Genomic DNA, 19614 nt, shown 5'->3' with positions numbered 1-19614 from the left:
CCGTCCGTGGTCACCCTAAGCTCCGACAGTCGTCCGATCATCGGCCGGGGGCCGCCGCTCGGAGCCCGCTTCTTCGTTCTGGCCGTAGCGTCCATCACGCTCATGGTCCTCGATCATCGCGGCGGCTACCTCGAAGCCACGCGCTCCTGGCTGCAAACGGCGGTGAGCCCTCTCTATGCCGTCGTGCAGTCGCCCTTCCAGCTCTGGGACTGGATCACGGGCACGTTCTCGGACCGCGATCGCCTGCGGACCGAGAACACACAGCTCTCGGAAGAGCTGCGTACCGCCCGGGTGAAGCTGCTGCGCTTCGATGCCCTGACCGAAGAGAACCGCCGTCTGCGTGCCATCCGCAACGCGTCGCAAGGCATCGGCGAGCGCACGCTGATCGCGGAGATCGTGCGCATCGACGTCGATCCTTACCGGCATCGCGTGCGCATCAACAAGGGCAGTGACGATGGCGTCTTCAAGAACCAGCCGGTGCTCGATGCCTTCGGCATCGTCGGCCAGGTGACGAGCGTCGATCGCAAGGGCGCCGAGATCATCCTGATCAGCGACAACGAGCACTCGGTACCGATTCAGGTGAATCGCAACGGCATCCGGTCGATCGCGATGGGCACGGGCGACATCCATCGGCTCAGCCTGCCCTTCCTCACCATCGAGTCGGATGTGAAGCCGGACGACCTGCTCGTATCGTCGGGTCTCGACGGCATCTTCCCGGCCGGCTATCCGGTCGGAATCATCACGAAAGTGGAGCGCGATCCGGCGGAGACATTCGCCGTGGTCGAAGCGCGTCCGCTTGCCCAGCTGGATCGCTCGCGCGAGGTGCTGCTGCTGTGGGTCGACCAGCGGGCGGAACAGCCCGTGGAAGTCATCCCGGAAGCCATCCCTACGACGACACCAGGGACCCCGGCCCCGACAGCACCGACCGCACAGGGAACGCCGGCGCCTCCACCGGCTCAACCCCGCCAATGATGCTGCGCACTCTTACCGCTGGTCAGGATATCGCGGAGCACTGCCATGGCTGATGGACGCTCGAGCGGACTGCGCATCGCCATTTCGGTCATCTTCGCGCTGATCTTCGCGATCATCGAATTGCCCGACTTCATGAATGCGGCGCGGCCGCATCTGTTGCTGCTGTTCGTGATCTACTGGTCGTTGAGCTCGCCGCGTATCGCCGGCCTCATGTTCGCCTGGCTCTGCGGCTTTGCGATCGACGTGATCAAGGGACCGGTCTTCGGCCAGCACGCGGCGGCTTACCTGCTCGTGGCGTACCTGACCCACAAGTTCCAGCTCCGCCTGCGCATCTTTCCGATCTACCAGCAGACGATGTGGGTGCTGGTGCTGCTCGTCATCTACGAATTCGTCGTGTTCTGGATCGATGGCATCATCGGCCCGGCCGTCACCACCTGGCTGCGCTGGCTGCCGGTGCTCACGAGCACGCTGCTGTGGCCCGTCGTCGTGGCGACGCTCGATACGTGGAACAGGGCCCGCAGATGAAGATGGCGACTGGCCATTGGCGGCTGGCGACTGGCCAGAACAGCAGGAGCGCCAGGCACCTCGCGTCTGGCCAGCCGCCAGTGGCCAGTCGCCAGTAGCCAGTCATGTCCCGCTCCGTCCGCATCAAAGATCACCACGCCGAGCAGCGGCTGTTTGACCAGCGCGCCCTCGTCGCTGCGGTCCTGATCACGCTCGCGATCATCGGGGTGCTTGCGCGTCTGGTCTGGCTGCAGGTGGTCAAATACGACTACTTCGTCGACCTGTCGCAGGGCAACCGGATCAAGATCGAACCGATTCCGCCGAATCGCGGGCTCATCCTCGATCGCAACGGACTGCCGCTGGCGACCAACGCGCCGTCATATCAGCTCGAGTTGCGTCGCGAGCAGGTGCCCGACCTCGATTCCACGCTCGCCCGGCTTGCCGAGATCGGACTGCTGGAAGCGGACGACATCCCGGCAATCAAGAAGGACATCCGCGGCCGCCGTATTTTCGATGCGGTGCCGGTCAAGCTGCAGCTCAACGAGATCGAGCTTGCGAAATTCGCGGCACGGCGCTACGACTTCCCGGGCGTCGACATCAAGCCGCGACTGACACGCTACTACCCGCTCGGTGTCAGCAGCGTCCACGCGATCGGCTATGTCGGCGCGATCAGCGAAGACGACAAGAAGACGCTGAACATGGACGACTACGCGGGCACGACACTGACCGGCAAGTCCGGTGTCGAGAAGCAGTATGAAAAGGAACTGCATGGCGCCGCGGGGCTGCAACAGCTCCTGGTGAATGCACAGGGCCGCAGCGTCGAACGCATCGGCCGGGCCCCTGTCGACCTGGTTCGCCGTGAACCCGTCGCCGGCAACGACCTGTTCCTCACCATCGACGAGCACGTGCAGCAGATCGCGGAAGAAGCGTTGCGCGGGCAGCGAGCGTCGGCAGTCGCCATCGATCCGGCCAACGGCGATGTGATCGCCTTCGTCAGCACGCCCGCGTTCGACCCGAACCTGTTCGCCCGCGGATTGACGCGAGCCCAGTACGTCGCGCTCACCGACGATCCGGATCGGCCGATGTACGACCGTGCGCTGCGCGGCGTTTATCCGCCCGGCTCGACCGTCAAGCCGATGATGGCGATGGCAGCACTCGAGTACGGCGTCGTAACGCCCGAGCATACGGAGTACTGCCGCGGCCTCTTCCGTTTGCCGCGCGTCAGCAGACCCTGGCGCGACTGGAACTTCGACAAGGGTGGTCACGGCACCGTGAACATGGAGAAGGCGATCGCCACTTCATGCGACGTGTACTTCTATGACATGGCCAACCTGCTCGGCATAGATCGCATCCACGACTTCCTCGCGCAGTTCGGGATGGGCGCGAATACCGGCATCGACATTCCCGGCGAGAAGACCGGCATCCTTCCGTCGACGAACTGGAAACGGAACGCCTTCAGAAATCCTGAGATGAAGGTCTGGTATCCGGGCGACACGATCAGCGTCGGCATCGGGCAGGGCTACATGTCGGCGACACCGCTGCAGATCGCTCATTTCGCGGCAACGCTTGCGGCGCGCGGCGCGCGCTTCGAACCCAGGCTGGTCAGAGCAGTGCGCGACGTCACGACGGGCCAGGTTCGCGAGCTGCCCCCGAAGCCGCTGCCGTCCGTCAAAGCGAAAGATCCCCGCGCCTGGGATGTAGCAGTCAAAGGCATGATCGACGTGACCAACGCACCGTACGGCACTGCACGCGCACTCAGCGTCAACCTGCCCTACTTGATCGCAGGCAAGAGCGGGACGGCCCAGGTTTTCAAGGCCGCATCGAACGAACGCGTCCGCAAATCGGCCGAGCTCCAGGAGCACCTCCGCGATCACGCTTTGTTCATCGCGTTCGCGCCCGCTGATGCAGCGATACCGAAAATCGCAGTCGCCGTCGTCGTGGAAAACGCACCACAGGGCGGTGGCGCCTTCGCCGGCCCGATCGCTCGGCGAATCATCGACTCGTATGTAATGACACCGGAACAGTGGCAAGAAGCGGAAGCGAAGAGAAACGCCGCGGCAGCCGCAGCGGCTCAACGTGCCGCCAATCGGCCGGCGACCGCGGCCCCCACCCCGACCCCGACTGACGTCCATACGCACTGACAGGCTTCATCATGGACATGGGTTCTCTCGACAGCTCACGAACACAGCGCACGCTCAGCGGATCGGCGCGCCTGTTGCTCGCGCTGCATCTCGACGGCCCACTGTTCATTGGCCTGTGTCTCGTCGCGTCGATCGGGATCATCGTCGGCTTCAGCGCGTCGGGTCGCAGCCTCTTCATGCTGGAGGCGCAGCTCGTCCGTTTCGCGCTCGCCGTCATCGCGATGGTGATGCTCGCTCAGATCCCGCCGCGACTGATTCGGGGTGCGACTCCATGGGTCTATGGCCTCGGCATCATTCTGCTGCTGGTCGTGATGCTGACCGGCGATATCGCGATGGGCGCGCAACGCTGGCTCGATCTCGGATTCATCCGGTTCCAGCCGTCCGAGATCCTGAAGATCGCAGTCCCGCTCGCGTGCGCGTGGTATCTGAACGACCGCCCTCTGCCGCCGAGCTTCACCTCCGTGGCCATCGTGGGCGCCGCGATCCTGGTTCCCACGATCATCATCGCGGAGCAGCCTGATCTCGGAACAGCGTTGCTGGTAGCGGCCGCGGGCGCGATGGTGATCCTGCTGGCCGGGCTCTCCGGCAAGCTGATCGCTGGTGTGATCGCGCTGCTGATTCCGACTGCCTATGTCGCGTGGCAGTTCCTGCTGCACGATTATCAGAGGCAGCGCGTGCTGACGTTCCTCGATCCGCAGGCCGATCCGCTGGGCTCGGGCTATCACATCATTCAATCGCAGATCGCGATCGGGTCGGGCGGCGTCTTCGGCAAGGGCTATCTGAACGGCAGCCAGGCGCAGCTCGAATTTCTCCCGGAACGCTCGACCGACTTCATCTTCGCGGTGATCGGCGAAGAATGGGGACTCATCGGTCTTGCGACCGTGATGGGGCTGTATGTGTTCGTCATCGGTCGAGCGCTGTATCTCGCCGCATCTTCGCAGGACACTTTCTCCAGGCTCGCCTCGGGAAGCCTCGCGCTCACATTCGCTGTGTACGTGTTCGTGAACACAGGCATGGTCACTGGCCTGCTGCCCGTCGTCGGCGTCCCGCTGCCGCTGATCAGCTACGGCGGTACCTCGATGGTGACCCTCATGGCCGGTTTCGGTATTCTCATGTCGCTCTGCGCGAAGCGGAAACTCGTGGGTCGTTGAGACCTGAACCTTTTGGCCCTCAACACTGTCCGAACGACGTGATTCAACTACTGCCCATCGCCATCGCCGCACTGTTTCTTTTTTCACTGAGCGTGCCCGTCTCAGCGAACGACGCCGTCTCCGACGACCTGCGCGAATTCATCGACGAGATGCATCGCGACTACGAATTCGATCCCGATCAGCTGCGCAAGCTGCTCGCCAAGGCAGAGGTCAAGCAAAGCATCCTCGATGCGATCAGCCGCCCGGCCGAGCGCGTGGTCCCGTGGCACGAGTATCGACAGCAGTTCACGACGGAGCGCCGTATCCGCGAAGGCGTCGATTTCAGGAATGCGCACAAGGATCGGCTGGTTGCGATCGGCGATGCGGATCTCGCCAACGCCGTCGTCGGCATTCTCGGTGTGGAGACGTTCTACGGGCGCATCACGGGGAAATTTCGTGTCATCGATGCACTGACGACACTCGCCTTCCACTATCCGCCGCGGGCCGAGTTCTTTCGCGATGAGCTGCGACAGTTCCTGCTTCTGACACGCGAGGAAGCAGTCGATCCGCTTACCGCACTCGGCTCCTACGCCGGCGCGATGGGCTCGCCGCAATTCATCGCGAGCAGCTATCGCAAATACTCCGTCGATGCCGATGGCGATGGCCGGCGCGATCTGTGGTCCAACTGGGACGACGTGATCGGCAGCGTGGCTGCCTACCTGCGTGCCTTCGGATGGCAGGCAGGCGGACCGGTCGTCGTGCCGGCAACGCTCACCGACGGCGATATGTCCCGCTTCAACATGGGCAAGATTGAGCTCAATGAGACCGTGCAGTCGTTGCGCGACAAGGGCGTGAAGTTCGAAACCACCGCGCCCGCCGATGCTCCGGCAATGCTCATCGTCGCGGCCGGCAAGGAAGGCCCTGAATATCGCGTGGGCTTCAGCAACTTCTACACGATCACGCGATACAACCGCAGCTCGATGTACTCGATGGCAGTCTACGATCTGGGCCAGGCAGTCGCCGCCACGGAGACGTCGCCGTAAATGCTCACGCGACCCGCCAACAAGCAGTGGCAGGATCGCCCGCAGGCAGATTCAGGATCAGTGCTCCGCGCACTTCCGGCGCTCCTGACTCTTGCTGCATTCATCGTCGCCGGCTGTACATCGCCAGGTCCCCGGCCACAACCGGGACCGATGCCGGCGCCGCAGCCGCCGAAACTGCCGATGCCAACGCCGCATCCCACGCTGCCGCCGCCACCTGATATTTCAGGCATTCCCGATGTCGTTCCCCGGGCCGAGCCCCGGTCAGCGAAGGGCAATCCTCCCTTCTACGATGTTCTCGGCAAACGATACTTCGTGCTGAACACCGCGGAGGGGTATCTCGAACGCGGAGTCGCATCCTGGTACGGACCGGGATTTCACGAAGCGCGCACGTCGAACGGCGAACCCTACGACATGTATGCGATGTCGGCGGCCCACAAGACTTTGCCGCTGCCCTCCTACGTTCAGGTCACCAACCTCAGCAACGGCCGCACGGTGACGCTGCGCGTGAACGATCGTGGCCCCTTCAAGGACGGACGCATCATCGATCTGTCCTACACGGCAGCCTCCAAGCTCGGCATCCTGAAGGCGGGCACTGCGTTCGTGGAGGTGCGGGCGCTGATTCCCGGCGATACCGAATCAGAAGCGCCGCCGCCGTCGGCACTCTTCGTTCAGGCGGGAGCATTCAGCTCACAGGCCAATGCCGAGAAACTGCTTGCCGACCTCAAGGCGCGAGGCGTCCAGAAGGGCTTCGTGCGCGAGGACACCGTCAACGGCAAGCCGATGTATCGTGTTCGTGTCGGACCGATTCCCTCCGTGCCCGAGTTCGATCGGGTGGTCTCCAGACTGAAGGCGCTCGGAGTTCAGGACGCCCGGCTGGCCCTCGACTGACACGCCTTTTTTTGCCGCTGCGACGCCATCGCGCGGCCATCATTTGTCTACATTCGGCGCACGCTGGTGGTTAAAATTCGCCCGCCGTCGCTAAGGCGCCCCTCGCAATGGTGATATCGAAAATGCCCGGACTCCTGCCACGCACCCTGCTCGCCCTCCTGTCCATCTCCCTGGCCTCGCTCCTGACTGCGTGCTCAGACTCCGCGACACCGTCGCAGACGACCAGCATTCCTGCGTCGATTCCCAATGTGGTCGCCCCTCAGGCCGGTGCTACCGAGCCGCCGCCGATTCCGGCGCCGCCGCAAGTGCAGGCCAGAGGCTACTTCCTGATGGATTACGTGAGCGGCCAGGTGCTGGCAGCGATGAAGGAAGACGAACGTCTCGAGCCCGCCAGCCTGACGAAGCTGATGACGGCGTACGCCGTTTTCCACGCGCTGAAGGATGGCCGGATCAATCTCACCGACATGGTTACGATCAGCCGCCATGCGCGCGCTCAGGACGGCTCGCGGATGTTCGTCGACGTCGGAACGCAGGTCAGCGTGGAGAACCTGATCCAGGGCATGATCGTGCAGTCCGGCAACGATGCGACTGTCGCGCTCGCCGAGCACGTCGCGGGCAGCGAGCCGGTGTTCGTCGATCTGATGAACCAGTACGCGCAGCAACTGGGAATGGCGACCACTCACTTCACGAATGCCGCCGGCATGCCCGACCCGAATCATTACTCGACCGCGCGCGACATGGGCACGCTGTCCGCCGCGCTCATCCGTCAGTACCCCGAGTACTACAAGTGGTACTCGCAGCGCGAGTTCACCTGGAACAAGATCACGCAGCCCAATCGCAATGGACTGCTCGATCGTGATCCGACGGTCGACGGACTGAAGACCGGCCACACCGAATCGGCCGGCTATTGCCTCGTGTCCTCGGCAAAGCGCGAGCGCATGCGGATCGTGTCGGTCGTCATGGGCTCGCCGAGCATCCGAGCTCGCGAAGACGCGAGCTCGGCGCTCCTCAACTACGGCTTCCGTTTCTTCGAAACTCGACGCCTGTTCGCCGCGGGTGAGGCCATCGTTCCGGTACGCGTTTGGAAAGGCGAAGCAGAAGAAGCCAGCCTCGGAGTGAACGAGGACATCTACGTCACCTTCCCGCGCGGTCAGGAGAACACGCTTTCCGCTGCTGCCGATGTGGCTGATCCGCTGCTCGCGCCGCTGTCACCATCGCGTGCCGCCGGAAAACTTCGCGTGCTGCGCGCCGGTCAACCGGTCGGCACCTACGCTCTGTATCCACTTGCCGAGACGCCCGAAGCCGGCTTCTTCAGCCGGATGATCGACGACGTCAAACTCTGGCTGAACTAGACCGCAATGCCCTACGCCATCTGCTATCTGAACGGAGAGTTCCAGCCGCTTGCGGAGGCGCGCATCTCTCCGCTCGATCGCGGCTTCCTGTTCGCGGACAGCGTCTATGAAGTGCTGCCCGTCTTCGATGGCCGCATGTTCCGGTTCCGCGAACACTTCGACCGCCTCGCGAGGAGCTTGAGAGAGATCCGCATCGAGTCACCGCATACGCACGAAGAGTGGCTGGCGCTGCTGGAGGAGCTGATTCGTCGCAACGGCGGCGGAACGATGTACGTCTACGTGCAGGTGACGCGCGGGATGGAGTTCGGTCGCAATCACACGTTTCCGGCCGGCGCGAAGCCGAGCGTTTTCGCACTGGCGTCCCAGCTCCCGACACTGACGCCGGAACTGCGTGCAACCGGACTGACCGCGATTACCGTCGAGGACTTCCGCTGGGGCCGCTGCGACATCAAGTCGACCGCCCTGCTCGCAAACGTGCTCGCGAAGCAGCAGGCCGCCGATGCGGGCGCGCATGAGGCAATCTTCATTCGCGGCGACGATGTGCTCGAAGGTTCGTCCACCAGCATCTTCGTGATCAGGAATGGCGTCGTCGCCACGCCTGCGAACAGCAACCGCATCCTTCCTGGGACGACACGCGACGTTGGACTCGAACTGGCCACAGGCGTGATGCCGGTCGAAGTGCGCTCGATCCGTCTTGCCGAACTGCAAGCGGCCGACGAAGTATGGATCTCGGCGGCGACACGCGATGTCGTGCCCATCACGCGCATCGATAGCAAACCGGTCGGCACCGGGAAGCCGGGCCCGTATTGGCAGAAGCTCGAAGCAGCGTTCGCAGACTTGCGCAAGCGCCTCGAAGGCACTCCGGCGCTCTAGAGGACCATTGTCAGATCCGCCATGTCAGATCCGAAAGACACCCTCTTCGAGTTTCCCTGCGACTTTCCGCTGAAGGTGATGGGCGTCCGCACCGACGACTTTCGCAGTCTCGTCGTGGGGATCGTGCAGAAGCACGTGGGGCCGATCACGCCGGATCGGATCGTCGAGCGCCCGAGCGAGAACGGCAAGTACCTCAGCGTCACCTGCACGATTCACGCGCAGAGCAAGGCGCAGCTGGATGCGATCTATCGCGAGCTCACGTCGTGTGAGCGTGTGCTCGTAGCGCTCTGATCCTCGGGGACGGTTCAGCTCTCGCGAGCCACGCGAATGACCACCTTGCCGGTGGCCTTGCGTCCGTTCAGCACTTCCAGCGCCTCCGTGAAGCGATCGAGCCCGTCCATCTCGGTCACATGGGGCTTGATCTTGCCTTCCTCGAAGAGCTTGAACAGCGCCTTGAGATTGGCCGCATGCACTTCGGGTTCGCGACGAGTGTGCGTACCCCAGAAGACACCGACGAGCGAGCATCCCTTTAGAAGCGCGAGATTCAGCGGAATCGCCGGAATCTTGCCTGCCGCGAAGCCAATGACGAGATAGCGACCGTTCCAGGCCATGCTGCGCACGCACTGCTCGGCGAAGTCGCCGCCGACGGGATCGTAAGCGACGTCGATGCCGCGCTCCGCCGTGAATTCCATGACCTTCGCCTTGATCGTGTCCTTCGTGTAGTTGAAGACGTCGTCGGCGCCGTGCTGCTTTGCCAGCGCGAGCTTTTCGTCAGTGCTGGCTGCCGCAAGAACCCTCGCGCCGAGTGCTTTGCCGATCTCGATCGCAGTGAGGCCCACGCCGCCTGCAGCGCCAAGCACGAGCAACGTTTCACCGGCCTGCAGATTCGCGCGCTGTACGAGCGCGTGATACGTCGTGCCGTAGTTCACGAGGAAACCCGCTGCCGCTGCCATGCTCATCGAGTCGGGCAACAGGATCAGTTTGTCCGCGGGAGCGATGCATTCCTCCGCCAGTCCGCCCTGCCCCGTCATCGCAAGCACGCGCGCGCCGGGCTCAATGTGCAGCACATCCGAAGCGACTTCAGTCACTACACCGGCCACTTCGCTGCCGGGCGTGAAAGGAACTTCGGGCTTCACCTGGTATTTGCCAGCCACCGTCAGCGCATCCGGAAAACCGAAACCGACGGCATGCACGCGGAGCTTCACGTGCCCCGGCTTCAATTGCGGCGCCGGGACGTCCTCGACACCGAGCTGCGATGGAGGACCGTAACTACGAAGAACGACAGCGCGCATAGAAATCCCGTACGTCAGCGAGGAGTAATCCCGAACGCAGCTACGACCACACGGGTTGATCGGGCAACGACAGCGACCGCAGGAGGTGCGGCGCGAGCCGATGTGCGGCAGCTTCCACGCTCAGATCCGTTCCCAGTGATTTCAGATCCGTCACTTGCAGACCCGCATAACCACAGGGATTGATGCGTCCGAACGGCTCAAGATCCATGCTCACGTTCAGCGCGAGGCCATGATAGCTGCAGCCGCGCCGGATGCGCAGGCCGATGCTGGCAAGTTTTCGTTCGTTGACATAGACACCGGGCGCGTCGCGACGTCCGGCGGCGACGACGGCCTGTTCTGCAGCGAGGGCGATGACGGCATTCTCTAGCGCGACGACGAGTTGGCGAACACCGATACCTAGTCGTCGCACGTCGATCAGTGGATAGACCACGAGCTGTCCCGGTCCGTGGTACGTCACCTGCCCGCCGCGATCGATCTGCACGACGGGAATATCCGCGGGTGCCAGCACGTGTTCGCGCTTGCCATTCATGCCCAGCGTGAAAACGGCGGGATGTTCGAGAAACCAGATCTGATCTCGATCTTCGGCGGTGCGCGAATCAGTGAACGCGCGCATCCCGTCCCAGGTGGGTTCGTAGTCGACGCGCCCGAGCCAACGCAACGCCGGCCCACCGGCTGCGGCGGAAGAAGCGTCGATCTTTGATGCTGCGATGGTCATGCCAGTGTCAGAGAGGGGGCCGGCCCACACTGCAGGCGATCACGGCGCTGCGTCTGGACTCCGCCGGCCGCCGCTCAGCCCGGCGTTGTTGCGCTCGAGGGCGCGCTCCGCGCGATAGCTCGAACGCACTAGTGGCCCGGAAACGCATTCGAGGAATCCCTTCGCAAGCGCCCATTCGCGATAGGTGTTGAATTCCTCGGGCGTCACCCAGCGCTCGATCGGCAGGTGATTCGGAGTCGGCCGCAGATACTGACCGAGCGTCAGGATGTCGACCCCTGCCGCTCGCATGTCGTCCATCGCGGTGGCGATTTCCTCGTCGGTTTCTCCGAGGCCGAGCATGAGGCTCGTCTTCGTGAGCACGTCCGCACGGAATTTCTTGGCGTGTGCCAGAACGGTCAGTGTCTGTTCGTAGCTCGCGCGCGGATCGCGCACTGGATGCGTCAGTCGACGCACCGTCTCGACATTCTGCGCGAAAACTTCGAGACCGCTGCCGACGACGGTTTCGACGTCGGCGAGATTGCCCTGAAAATCGGGCGTGAGTGCCTCGACCGCGGTCGACGGATTGAGCTGCTTGATCTCACGAACGCAGGCTGCGAAGTGCGCAGCACCGCCATCGGCGAGATCGTCGCGATTCACGGAAGTCAGCACCACGTACTTCAATCGCATGAGCTGCACAGTGCGCGCGCTGTTGGCGGGTTCGTCATGATCGAGCCAGCCTCGTGGATTACCGGTGTCGACGGAACAGAACCGGCAGGCACGAGTGCACACTGCTCCCATCAGCATCAAAGTCGCGGTGCCGGCATTCCAGCATTCGCCGATGTTGGGACACTTGGCTTCCTCACAGACGGTCGCGAGTCGGTGCTCCTTCACGAGCGCCCGTACGCCGTCGAACTTCGAACCCGCGGGCATCGGAGCGCGCAGCCACTGCGGCTTCCGGCCGAGCACCATGGGATCGGCGCCAGCCGACGCCTTGATGCCGTCCTTGATCGCTGAGAAACCCTGCGGCGTCCGATATTTCTCGCCGCTGCGGGCAGCCGGCGAGTCGGGGCGAACCGACGGTTCGGCGCCTGGGACGATGGGAATGCCTTTGAACTGGTTCACTGCAGCGGGAATACCGGGACCTGGAAGGCTCGCATTTTAGCGAGATGGGGGTGCGCTTCCCAATGAAAAGCCCGGCCCCAAATGAAAAGCCCGGCGATTGCCGGGCTTTTCTCGATCGATCGTCCCGGACTGGAGATCAGGACTGGTAGGTCCGGATCGACCACAGGCCGGCGAGGTCGGCCCACTTGCTGTCTGCCTTGACCGCCTTGAACGTCTGGCGGGCAGCGTCCTTCTGGCCCTTCTTCATCTGGGCGAGGCCGAGGCTGATCTGGGCTTCATCGGCGTCCGTGACACCACCCTTCTTCAGGCCCGCCTGGAGCGCGGCGATCGCTTCGTCATACATGCCGTAGCTGAGATAAGCCTGGCCGAGACCCACGCTGGCCTGGCCCTGAGTCGCCTTCTCGGCGTCCTTGGCCTGCTGGGCCAGGGAGGCACGGTCTGCGGCAGCCTGCTTCTTGGCGGCTTCCAGGAGACGCGTATAGCGGCCCTGTTCGGTCTTGTCGTCGCTCTTCAGCGTGCCGTTGTCGATGCCCTTCTGCATCGTCTGCTCGGCTTCGCCCGGAACGCCCGCCTCGATGGCGAGCTGCGACATCTCCATGTAGTCGCCCTTGTCTTTCAGAATGCCCACGTCGCTCATCAGGCGGTAGAAGCCGAGCGTCACGCGGTCGCTGTTCTGCTTGCGACGATAGATATCCGTGAGATTGTCCCAGTACTCCGGCTTCGGGTAGTAGCGGACCATCTTCTTGAGTGCTTCCGCCACACCGTCCTTGTTGTCCAGCTTGAACTGCGAGCTGAGCACGATCTGGATGTAGTTTTCCTTCGGCGTCTGGCCTGCCTTCTCGGCATTGGTGACGACACCGGACATGACGCTGGCAGCGCCCTTGTAGTCTTCGAGCAGGTAGTTCGCCTGGCCGAGCAGCACGGACATGTCTTCCTGGCCCGGATGCGTGGCGAGCCACTTCTTGGCCCACTCAGCGGACTTCCTGTATTCCTTCTCCTGGAAGTACATCTGGGCAACGGCCTTCGTGCGGTCGTCGACCTGGTCCGCGGGAACGAGTCCCGAATTCAGCATGCGTTCGAACACCGGCGCAGCCTGTGCGTACTTCTTCTGTTGCACGAGGATGTAGCCGAGGAATTCGTCGATCTGGTAGTCCTCGGCCGGCGTCCGGGTCGGCACGGCCTGGGCCTTCTTGATCTCGGCCATTGCAGCGTCCCACTGCTTTGCAGCCATTGCCTTCTGGGCAGCCTGCAGCGGTACCGCCACGGCTTTGCTCATCTTCGGCTTGGCTGGTTCGGCCGCAACAACCGTGGCCGGCGCGAGGACGGCAGCAGTCGAGGCCATGCCGATCGCGACGCTCAGTGCTACTGCAATGCTTCTAACTCGGGTCATAGAGGTTCCCAAAAAGGTCTTGGATCCGGCGTCTTGCTTCGAACGCGATTCCATCCTCGCGTTTCGATACTGAACACGCCCTGAAACGAACAACGGGGTGAAGAAGTTCACCCCGTCGGGAAAGTCAGGCAACTTATTCCAGGAATTGTTCGTTGCCTACGAAACCGATGCGCTGCATGCCATTTCGCTGTGCGAGCGCCAACACCTTTGCGACGGTGTCGTAGTTCGCACGACGATCCGGCCGGACATGGAGCTCGGGCTGCGGGCTCTTCGCAGCCTCGACGCGGAAGTAGCCTTCCAGCGTGTCGAGCTGAACCATCGTTCCGTTCCAGATGATCGCGCCGTCCCAGTCGATGTCGAGACGGATCGGCTCGATGATCTCGTTGGGCGGAGTCGGATTCGAGTTCGGCCGGGGCATGTCCAGCTTCACCGCGTGCGTCATCACGGGCAGTGTGATGATGAACATGATCAGGAGCACCAACATGACGTCGATGAGCGGCGTCGTGTTGATTTCCATCATCGGCTCGCCTTCACCGGCGCTGCCTACACTCATTGCCATGAGTCGTTACCTCAAGTCGGTTGGAGGATCGGGCAGCTCAGCGAGCGATGCCCGGCTCCGGTTCGGTGATGAAGCCGACCTTGAGCATCCCGGCGCGCTGCGCGTCGAGAATCACACGGCCGACGTACTCATACTTGGTCTGCTGGTCAGCGCGAATGTGGACTTCGGGCTGAGGCTGCAACGTGGCCACTTCCTTGAGGCGATCCAGCAATTCCTGGTTCCCGGAGAGCACGGTCGTGCCCCAGAACACCTGTCCGTCCTTGTTGACGGACAGGTTGATGTTCTCGGGCTTCGTCTGTGTCGCCTGATTCCGGATTTGCGGCAGGTCCAGCGGCACAGTGTGCGTGATCACGGGAATCGTGATCATGAACACGATGAGCAACACCAACATGACGTCCACGAGCGGCGTCGTGTTGATTTCATTCATCGGCCGCTCGTCTTCCTGATCGGAAGTATTCAATGCGGTAAATGCATTGCTCATCGTTCAGCTCCGAAAGTTGCAGGAGTGCGCGGAACTGTTACTTCCGGACAGCGGCGCCGGCCGCAGCACCAGCAGCCGGACGAGCTGCAGCGGTCGGAGCAGCGCCTTCCACGCGAGCACCGCTCACGAGGTACGAGTGCAGGTCCGCCGTGAAGTACTTGAGCTTCTCGGAGATGTCCTTGTTACGACGCAGGAGCCAGTTGTAGCCCATGACCGCCGGCACGGCGACGAACAGACCGAGCGCGGTCATGATCAGCGCTTCACCGATCGGGCCGGCGATCTTGTCGAGCGAGGCCTGGCCGGCCAAGCTGATCGAGATCAGCGCGTTATAGATGCCCCACACCGTGCCGAACAGACCGACGAACGGAGCGGTTGAACCGACCGTCGCGAGCAGCGACAGGCCGTTCTGCATGCGGCTCGTGATGCTGTCGACCGAGCGGTAGAGGGAGACCGTGATCCACTCGTGGAGCGGAATCTGGTCCGTCAGGCGACCCTCGTGGTGCTGGGCAGCGCGGACGCCGTCTTCAGCAACCATCTTGAACGCGTTGTCCTTGCTCAGCTTGTTGATGCCGTCACGGAGGTTGCCGGCCGTCCAGAAACCTTTGTGAACTTCAACGTAGTCTTTGCGCAGACGGCGCTGGTCCCACAACTTCGTCAGGATGACGTACCACGATGCCAGCGACATGATGACCAGGAGGTACAACACGCCCGTGCCGACCGTGTCCAGCTGACGGTAGAACGCCTCAAGACCAAATGGATTCTCTTGAACTGTTTCGGGAGCCATGGAGCAATGTCCTCTACTTGGGAGCCTGTATCTGAAGAATGATCGATCGTAGTTAGAGTGCTTAAGTTTCTGCGTCAATCCGTGAGCTTGAACGTGACGGCGAACTGCCCCCACATCGGAACGGGCTTGCCGTTCTCGGTTCCGGGTACCAGGCGCCAGGACCGCTTGACCTCACGCACTGCTGCTTCATCGAGCTTCGGGAAGCCGCTCGACGTCTTGACTCGCACGTCACCTGCGCGGCCGTTCTCGAGCACATACACCTCGAGGATCACGGTGCCCGTCTCGCCAGCACGGCGCGACGAAGGCGGATATTCAGGCTGGGTCAGCGGGCGACGCGCGTCGGACTTCGGCGCGGTGCGTGCTACCGGCGCGGCGACCGGAGCCGGCGGCGGCTGAGCGACCGGAGCCTGCTGAGTGGTCTGACGGATCGCCGTGGTCGGCGCGGCATCCATCGGGATCTCAATCGCCACTTCAGGCGGCGGTACGAACGGAGGAGGAGTTTCGATCTTCGGCGGCGGGGGCGGTGGTTTGTCTTCGGGCTTCGGTGCTTCTTCGATGATTCGGGTCTCGATGGGACCCAGCACTGCTTCGACAACCCGGTGCGACATACCGGTTGCCAGTGCCCAGAAGAACGCCCCGTGCAAGGCTACGATGGCGAGAAAAACAATTCCGCGTCGCGTAAAGAAAGAAGACGATGCTGGTGCGTAGGCCATGCTGTGCCGCTCGGGTGTAAATACGGAGTCTGAATCAGCCCCGTGCTTCTACTAAATGCGTAACCGTGATCTTGGTGTCGCCCGCGTATGCGTCATGCGCATACATCCCCGTTCCCCGGTTCGAACGGGTCGACGTAATGTCGCGGATTCCAGCGTTGGAATTGACATTACAGTCCACACAGACCGCAGAACGCCGCGCAAGGTATAAAGTTTCGGCTTGGAAGGCAAGCACTCCTAGCCATGATTATGTGCGCGGCAAAATCGATGCACTGCTTTGGCAACAACATCGACTGCATGCGCATTACAAACTGGCATTTTGACGGTCACAAATTTTGCCGAAGACTTGTCCACCGGCAACCTGGTCACAGGCCGGTCTCGCGTTACTGATCCAGTAAGACGGCTATTCGCGCTTTTTGGTTCCCACGCCTGCCGTCACCCCGCGCGGGACTCGTCGCTGCGACTTCTTACCGCACCGCGCAAAAATCTCGCAACGGCGCATCGGCAAGCGGCTCAGGCAGCGCTTCGATTCAACGAAAACTCTATAGGAATAAGCACAAAAGCACGCCGGGGCGCGCCGCCTTCCACATAAGGCCGGAAGGCCGCGCGTGACACAGCTTCGCGTGCCGCGTGATCGAGCCGCGAGAAGCCGCTCGATGTTTCGATCTCGATGCTCGACGCCACCCCCTTCTCGTCGATCAGTACGCGCAGTACGACGAGCCCCTGCTCTCGCAGCCGACGCGACTGCGGCGGGTAACGAAGCGAAGGTTCGCGCAGGTACTCGATGACTGAAATCAAACGTGGGGCGGAGTCGGATGGCGGCGTCGGCGCAACAAGTGCTGCTTGCACCGGTACCGCGATTGCTCGCTCGGATGCAGGCAGAACCGGGATTTCTATGAACGGTACATCCGGCATTGGCGCAACGATCTGCGGCGCCACGGTCTTCACTTCGGGGGGTTGCCAGCGCTTGGATGGCGGCGGCTCGGATACGAACCGGATTTCGACGGGCGGATGCTCTACCGCTGCCTGGATCCGTGGCCCGATCGACAGGAGCACGAAAACCGCCACCGCGTGAGCGACCAGGATCGTCGCAGCAACAACCATGTGGCGGGACCTGTCGGGGGTAAACACGCGGGCACTCATCTACTAAAGGGTGTGGCGCGCGAATGATGCACCCTCCCTCGTTGCGTTGCAAATGAGAACGCTTCTCACTTATAGTCGCATTGCCATGGCCGCAAGAAGACCGAGACGCGGCTGGCCGTCAACGTCTACTCCAGGGAGCTTTCTTTCCGATGCGCATCAGCAATGTGTCGCGGCCGACGCCGCTCGTGGCCGCCATTCTCGCAACGCTTCAGGCAGCAGCAATGCAGGCCCACGCAGCCGAAGGCGATGCCCAGCAGCTTCCGAAGATCTCGGTGAAAGCCGAAGCAGAGGAAGAAGCCACCTCCTATAAGCGCGATCTCATGTCGTCTCCGAAGTACGCGGAGCCGATCCTCGACACACCTCAGAACATCCAGGTAGTCACGCGACAGGTCATCGACGACCAGCAACTGCTTTCACTGCGTGATGTGCTGAGCACAGTGCCCGGTATCACGTTCGGTGCGGGCGAAGGTGGCGGCGGCTACGGTGACAGTCTCACGCTGCGCGGCTTCGCAGGCAGCAACGACGTCACGACCGATGGCATCCGCGACAGCGCGCAGTACACGCGATCCGACACTTTCAATCTCGAGCAGGTCGAAGTCATCAACGGCTCGAACTCCGTCTACTCGGGTGCCGGCGCGATCGGGGGCACGGTCAATCTCGTGAACAAGGCAGCCCGGCTCGCTTCCTTCAACAGGATCGGCGTAAGCGCCGGCACGGATGACTACGGACGCGTGGTCGGCGACGTGAATCAGACCATCGGCGAGACTACGGCTGTGCGCGTCAACGTCATGGCACATCAGAGCGATGTGCCCGGCCGCGACTACGAAACGGCTGAGCGCTGGGGCGTCGCGCCTTCGATCGCCTTCGGACTGGGCACCGACACATCGCTCTCCCTGAGCTACCTGCATCAGGAAGACGAGAACATCCCGCAGTACGGCGTGCCCACCTACCGCGGCCGATTGATGCCCGGTGCCGCGTACAGCAACTACTACGGCTATCACAATGTCGACACCCAGGAGATCGATGTCGACAGCTTCACGGCGGTCCTCGATCACCGTTTTGACGACACGTTCTCCGTTCGCAATCTCACGCGCTGGCAGGAAGTCGACCAGTTCCTGATCGTCGATCCGCCGCAGGGAACTTTCTGTCTGGAATCGAACACTGCGCCAGCGGGAACGGCATGCGCAGCTGGCATCCCCGCGGGCATGTATCAACCTTCCGGCCCGCGCGGCAATCTGCGCGACACGAAAAACACACTGATCGTCAACCAGACCGACTTCACCAAAGTCTTCAGCACCGGCGGCATCGAGCACACGCTCGTCGCCGGTTTCGCAGTCACGCACGAATCGTACGACCTCGATTCCGGCAATGTACTGCGCAACCCTGGCGGCACAACCCCGAATCCCGTGCTGCCGTTGATGAGCATCGCGAATCCCGATTCTCTCTACGGCGGTCCCGTCAACTACGTGCGCACGCAGCGGCGCCAGGGCGAACTGGACAACCAGGCCGTCTATGTCTTCGACGCGCTGAAGTTCAGCGAGCAGTGGGAATTCAACGGCGGCGTGCGCTACGAGAACAACGAGGCAAAGAGCACGCTGTTCAACTATGCGACGCCCGCAGCGGGTGGCGCAGTGACAACGGGCGCTCCGGCAGAGAACACGGACAAGCTCGTGTCGTACCGCGCCGGGCTGGTCTACAAGCCTGTAGAGAATGGCTCGATCTATCTCGCCTACGGCAACTCCGAAACGCCGTCGCAAGCCAGCGTCAATGGCAACTGCGTCGCGACCGGCACCGCCAACTCCAACTGCAACCTCGATCCCGAAGAAGGAGTCATCTACGAACTGGGCGCGAAGTGGGAGCTGTTCGACAGCCGTCTGCTCGCGACAGCGTCGATCTTCCGCAACGAGCGGACGAACTATCGCGTCAACGATCCTGGCAATCCCGACAACCCGAGCGGCATTCAGCAGCTCGACGGGGAAGCGCGCGTCGATGGCATTCTGCTCGGCATCAGCGGCAAGATCACCGACAAATGGGCTGCCATCGCGAACTACACCTATCTGGACAGCGAAGTGATCCAGGGTGCCTCGCAGTATGTCTCTTCGATTGGCCAGGATTACACGCGTGGCGATCCGCTGATGAACGTCCCGGAGAACGCATTCAATTTCTGGACCGCCTACGACCTGCCGTATCGCATCCAGGTTGGCTACGGCATCACGTACCAGGATGAGGTGTACGTTAGCCAGCACAGCGCGACGAACCTCAACGGTCCGTTGAACACTGCGCCGAGCTACGTCGTTCACCGCGCGATGGTGAGCTACGGCGTCACGCGCAAGCTCGACCTCCAGCTCAACGTGAACAACATCCTCGACAAGGAATACCTCACCCGCGTGCGCACCCAGGAAATCGCCTGGGCCACACCGGGCGAAGCAAGGTCGTTCGTGCTGTCTGCCAACTACAGCTTCTGAGCTGCGCCCCAGGGTCCGGGTGCTACCGCACCCGGACCCGACAGGCATGAGCGATCACGCGAGGCGGTGTT

General features: G+C 62.5%; 19 protein-coding genes. 10 read left to right on the top strand and 9 right to left on the bottom strand.

Features of this window, described 5'->3' with window-relative positions; translation table 11 throughout:
• Window positions 1-6 precede the first annotated feature (6 nt).
• From mreC to HNQ60_RS16220, 9 genes are all read left to right on the top strand, one after another.
• Entirely contained in the window at window positions 7-972 is a 966-nt protein-coding gene (gene mreC / locus HNQ60_RS16260) for a rod shape-determining protein MreC (protein WP_184333630.1), read from the top strand.
• A 45-nt stretch (window positions 973-1017) separates the two neighbouring features.
• On the top strand, window positions 1018-1497 hold the full coding sequence (gene mreD / locus HNQ60_RS16255; RefSeq protein ID WP_184333628.1) for a rod shape-determining protein MreD: 480 nt from the start codon (window positions 1018-1020) through the stop codon (window positions 1495-1497).
• Window positions 1498-1601: 104 nt separating this feature from the next.
• Window positions 1602-3617 (top strand): penicillin-binding protein 2, encoded by a 2016-nt coding sequence (gene mrdA / locus HNQ60_RS16250; protein ID WP_184333626.1) that lies wholly within the window; start codon window positions 1602-1604, stop codon window positions 3615-3617.
• Window positions 3618-3634: 17 nt separating this feature from the next.
• Window positions 3635-4768: a rod shape-determining protein RodA gene (gene rodA / locus HNQ60_RS16245; RefSeq protein ID WP_184333833.1), complete on the top strand. Its 1134-nt coding sequence runs from the start codon at window positions 3635-3637 to the stop codon at window positions 4766-4768.
• Between the two features lie 38 nt (window positions 4769-4806).
• Window positions 4807-5790, top strand: a complete 984-nt coding sequence (gene mltB, locus HNQ60_RS16240; protein WP_184333624.1) for a lytic murein transglycosylase B — start codon at window positions 4807-4809, stop codon at window positions 5788-5790.
• A complete protein-coding gene (locus tag HNQ60_RS16235) occupies window positions 5791-6678 on the top strand; it encodes a septal ring lytic transglycosylase RlpA family protein (protein ID WP_184333622.1) in 888 nt (295 codons plus the stop codon). It abuts the gene before it with no gap.
• A gap of 122 nt (window positions 6679-6800) precedes the next feature.
• Entirely contained in the window at window positions 6801-8030 is a 1230-nt protein-coding gene (locus HNQ60_RS16230) for a D-alanyl-D-alanine carboxypeptidase family protein (RefSeq protein WP_184333620.1), read from the top strand.
• Window positions 8031-8036: 6 nt separating this feature from the next.
• Window positions 8037-8903 carry a D-amino acid aminotransferase gene (locus HNQ60_RS16225; protein WP_184333618.1) on the top strand — a complete coding sequence of 289 codons (867 nt, stop codon included), beginning with the start codon at window positions 8037-8039 and terminating at the stop codon, window positions 8901-8903.
• A gap of 21 nt (window positions 8904-8924) precedes the next feature.
• Window positions 8925-9194, top strand: a complete 270-nt coding sequence (locus tag HNQ60_RS16220) for a YbeD family protein (protein ID WP_184333616.1) — start codon at window positions 8925-8927, stop codon at window positions 9192-9194.
• Window positions 9195-9208: 14 nt separating this feature from the next.
• Here the strand turns inward: HNQ60_RS16220 and HNQ60_RS16215 are convergent, their stop codons facing one another.
• The 9 genes from HNQ60_RS16215 to HNQ60_RS16175 form a co-directional block, all read right to left on the bottom strand.
• Entirely contained in the window at window positions 9209-10195 is a 987-nt protein-coding gene (locus tag HNQ60_RS16215) for an NADPH:quinone oxidoreductase family protein (protein ID WP_184333614.1), read from the bottom strand.
• A gap of 40 nt (window positions 10196-10235) precedes the next feature.
• A complete protein-coding gene (gene lipB / locus HNQ60_RS16210; protein WP_184333612.1) occupies window positions 10236-10910 on the bottom strand; it encodes a lipoyl(octanoyl) transferase LipB in 675 nt (224 codons plus the stop codon).
• 39 nt (window positions 10911-10949) lie between these two features.
• Complete coding sequence (gene lipA / locus HNQ60_RS16205) at window positions 10950-11987, bottom strand: lipoyl synthase (RefSeq protein WP_407676450.1); 1038 nt, start codon at window positions 11985-11987, stop codon at window positions 10950-10952.
• A gap of 160 nt (window positions 11988-12147) precedes the next feature.
• Window positions 12148-13401: a tetratricopeptide repeat protein gene (locus HNQ60_RS16200; protein ID WP_184333610.1), complete on the bottom strand. Its 1254-nt coding sequence runs from the start codon at window positions 13399-13401 to the stop codon at window positions 12148-12150.
• A 133-nt stretch (window positions 13402-13534) separates the two neighbouring features.
• Window positions 13535-13960: an ExbD/TolR family protein gene (locus HNQ60_RS16195; RefSeq protein ID WP_184333608.1), complete on the bottom strand. Its 426-nt coding sequence runs from the start codon at window positions 13958-13960 to the stop codon at window positions 13535-13537.
• Between the two features lie 37 nt (window positions 13961-13997).
• Complete coding sequence (locus HNQ60_RS16190) at window positions 13998-14441, bottom strand: ExbD/TolR family protein (RefSeq protein WP_184333606.1); 444 nt, start codon at window positions 14439-14441, stop codon at window positions 13998-14000.
• Window positions 14442-14478: 37 nt separating this feature from the next.
• A complete protein-coding gene (locus HNQ60_RS16185; RefSeq protein ID WP_184333604.1) occupies window positions 14479-15225 on the bottom strand; it encodes a MotA/TolQ/ExbB proton channel family protein in 747 nt (248 codons plus the stop codon).
• Between the two features lie 74 nt (window positions 15226-15299).
• The gene (locus HNQ60_RS16180; RefSeq protein ID WP_184333602.1) at window positions 15300-15833 is read right to left on the bottom strand and encodes an energy transducer TonB; all 534 of its coding nucleotides are present in this window, start codon (window positions 15831-15833) and stop codon (window positions 15300-15302) included.
• A 615-nt stretch (window positions 15834-16448) separates the two neighbouring features.
• Window positions 16449-17039: an energy transducer TonB gene (locus HNQ60_RS16175; RefSeq protein ID WP_184333599.1), complete on the bottom strand. Its 591-nt coding sequence runs from the start codon at window positions 17037-17039 to the stop codon at window positions 16449-16451.
• 188 nt (window positions 17040-17227) lie between these two features.
• On the opposite strand from HNQ60_RS16175, the gene HNQ60_RS16170 reads away from it, so the two are divergent.
• Complete coding sequence (locus HNQ60_RS16170; RefSeq protein ID WP_184333597.1) at window positions 17228-19543, top strand: TonB-dependent receptor; 2316 nt, start codon at window positions 17228-17230, stop codon at window positions 19541-19543.
• The last annotated feature ends 71 nt before the right edge of the window (window positions 19544-19614 follow it).

The organism is Povalibacter uvarum, from assembly GCF_014202975.1.
Lineage (GTDB): Bacteria > Pseudomonadota > Gammaproteobacteria > Steroidobacterales > Steroidobacteraceae > Steroidobacter > Steroidobacter uvarum.
This window is presented reverse-complemented; position numbering and strand designations above follow the sequence as displayed.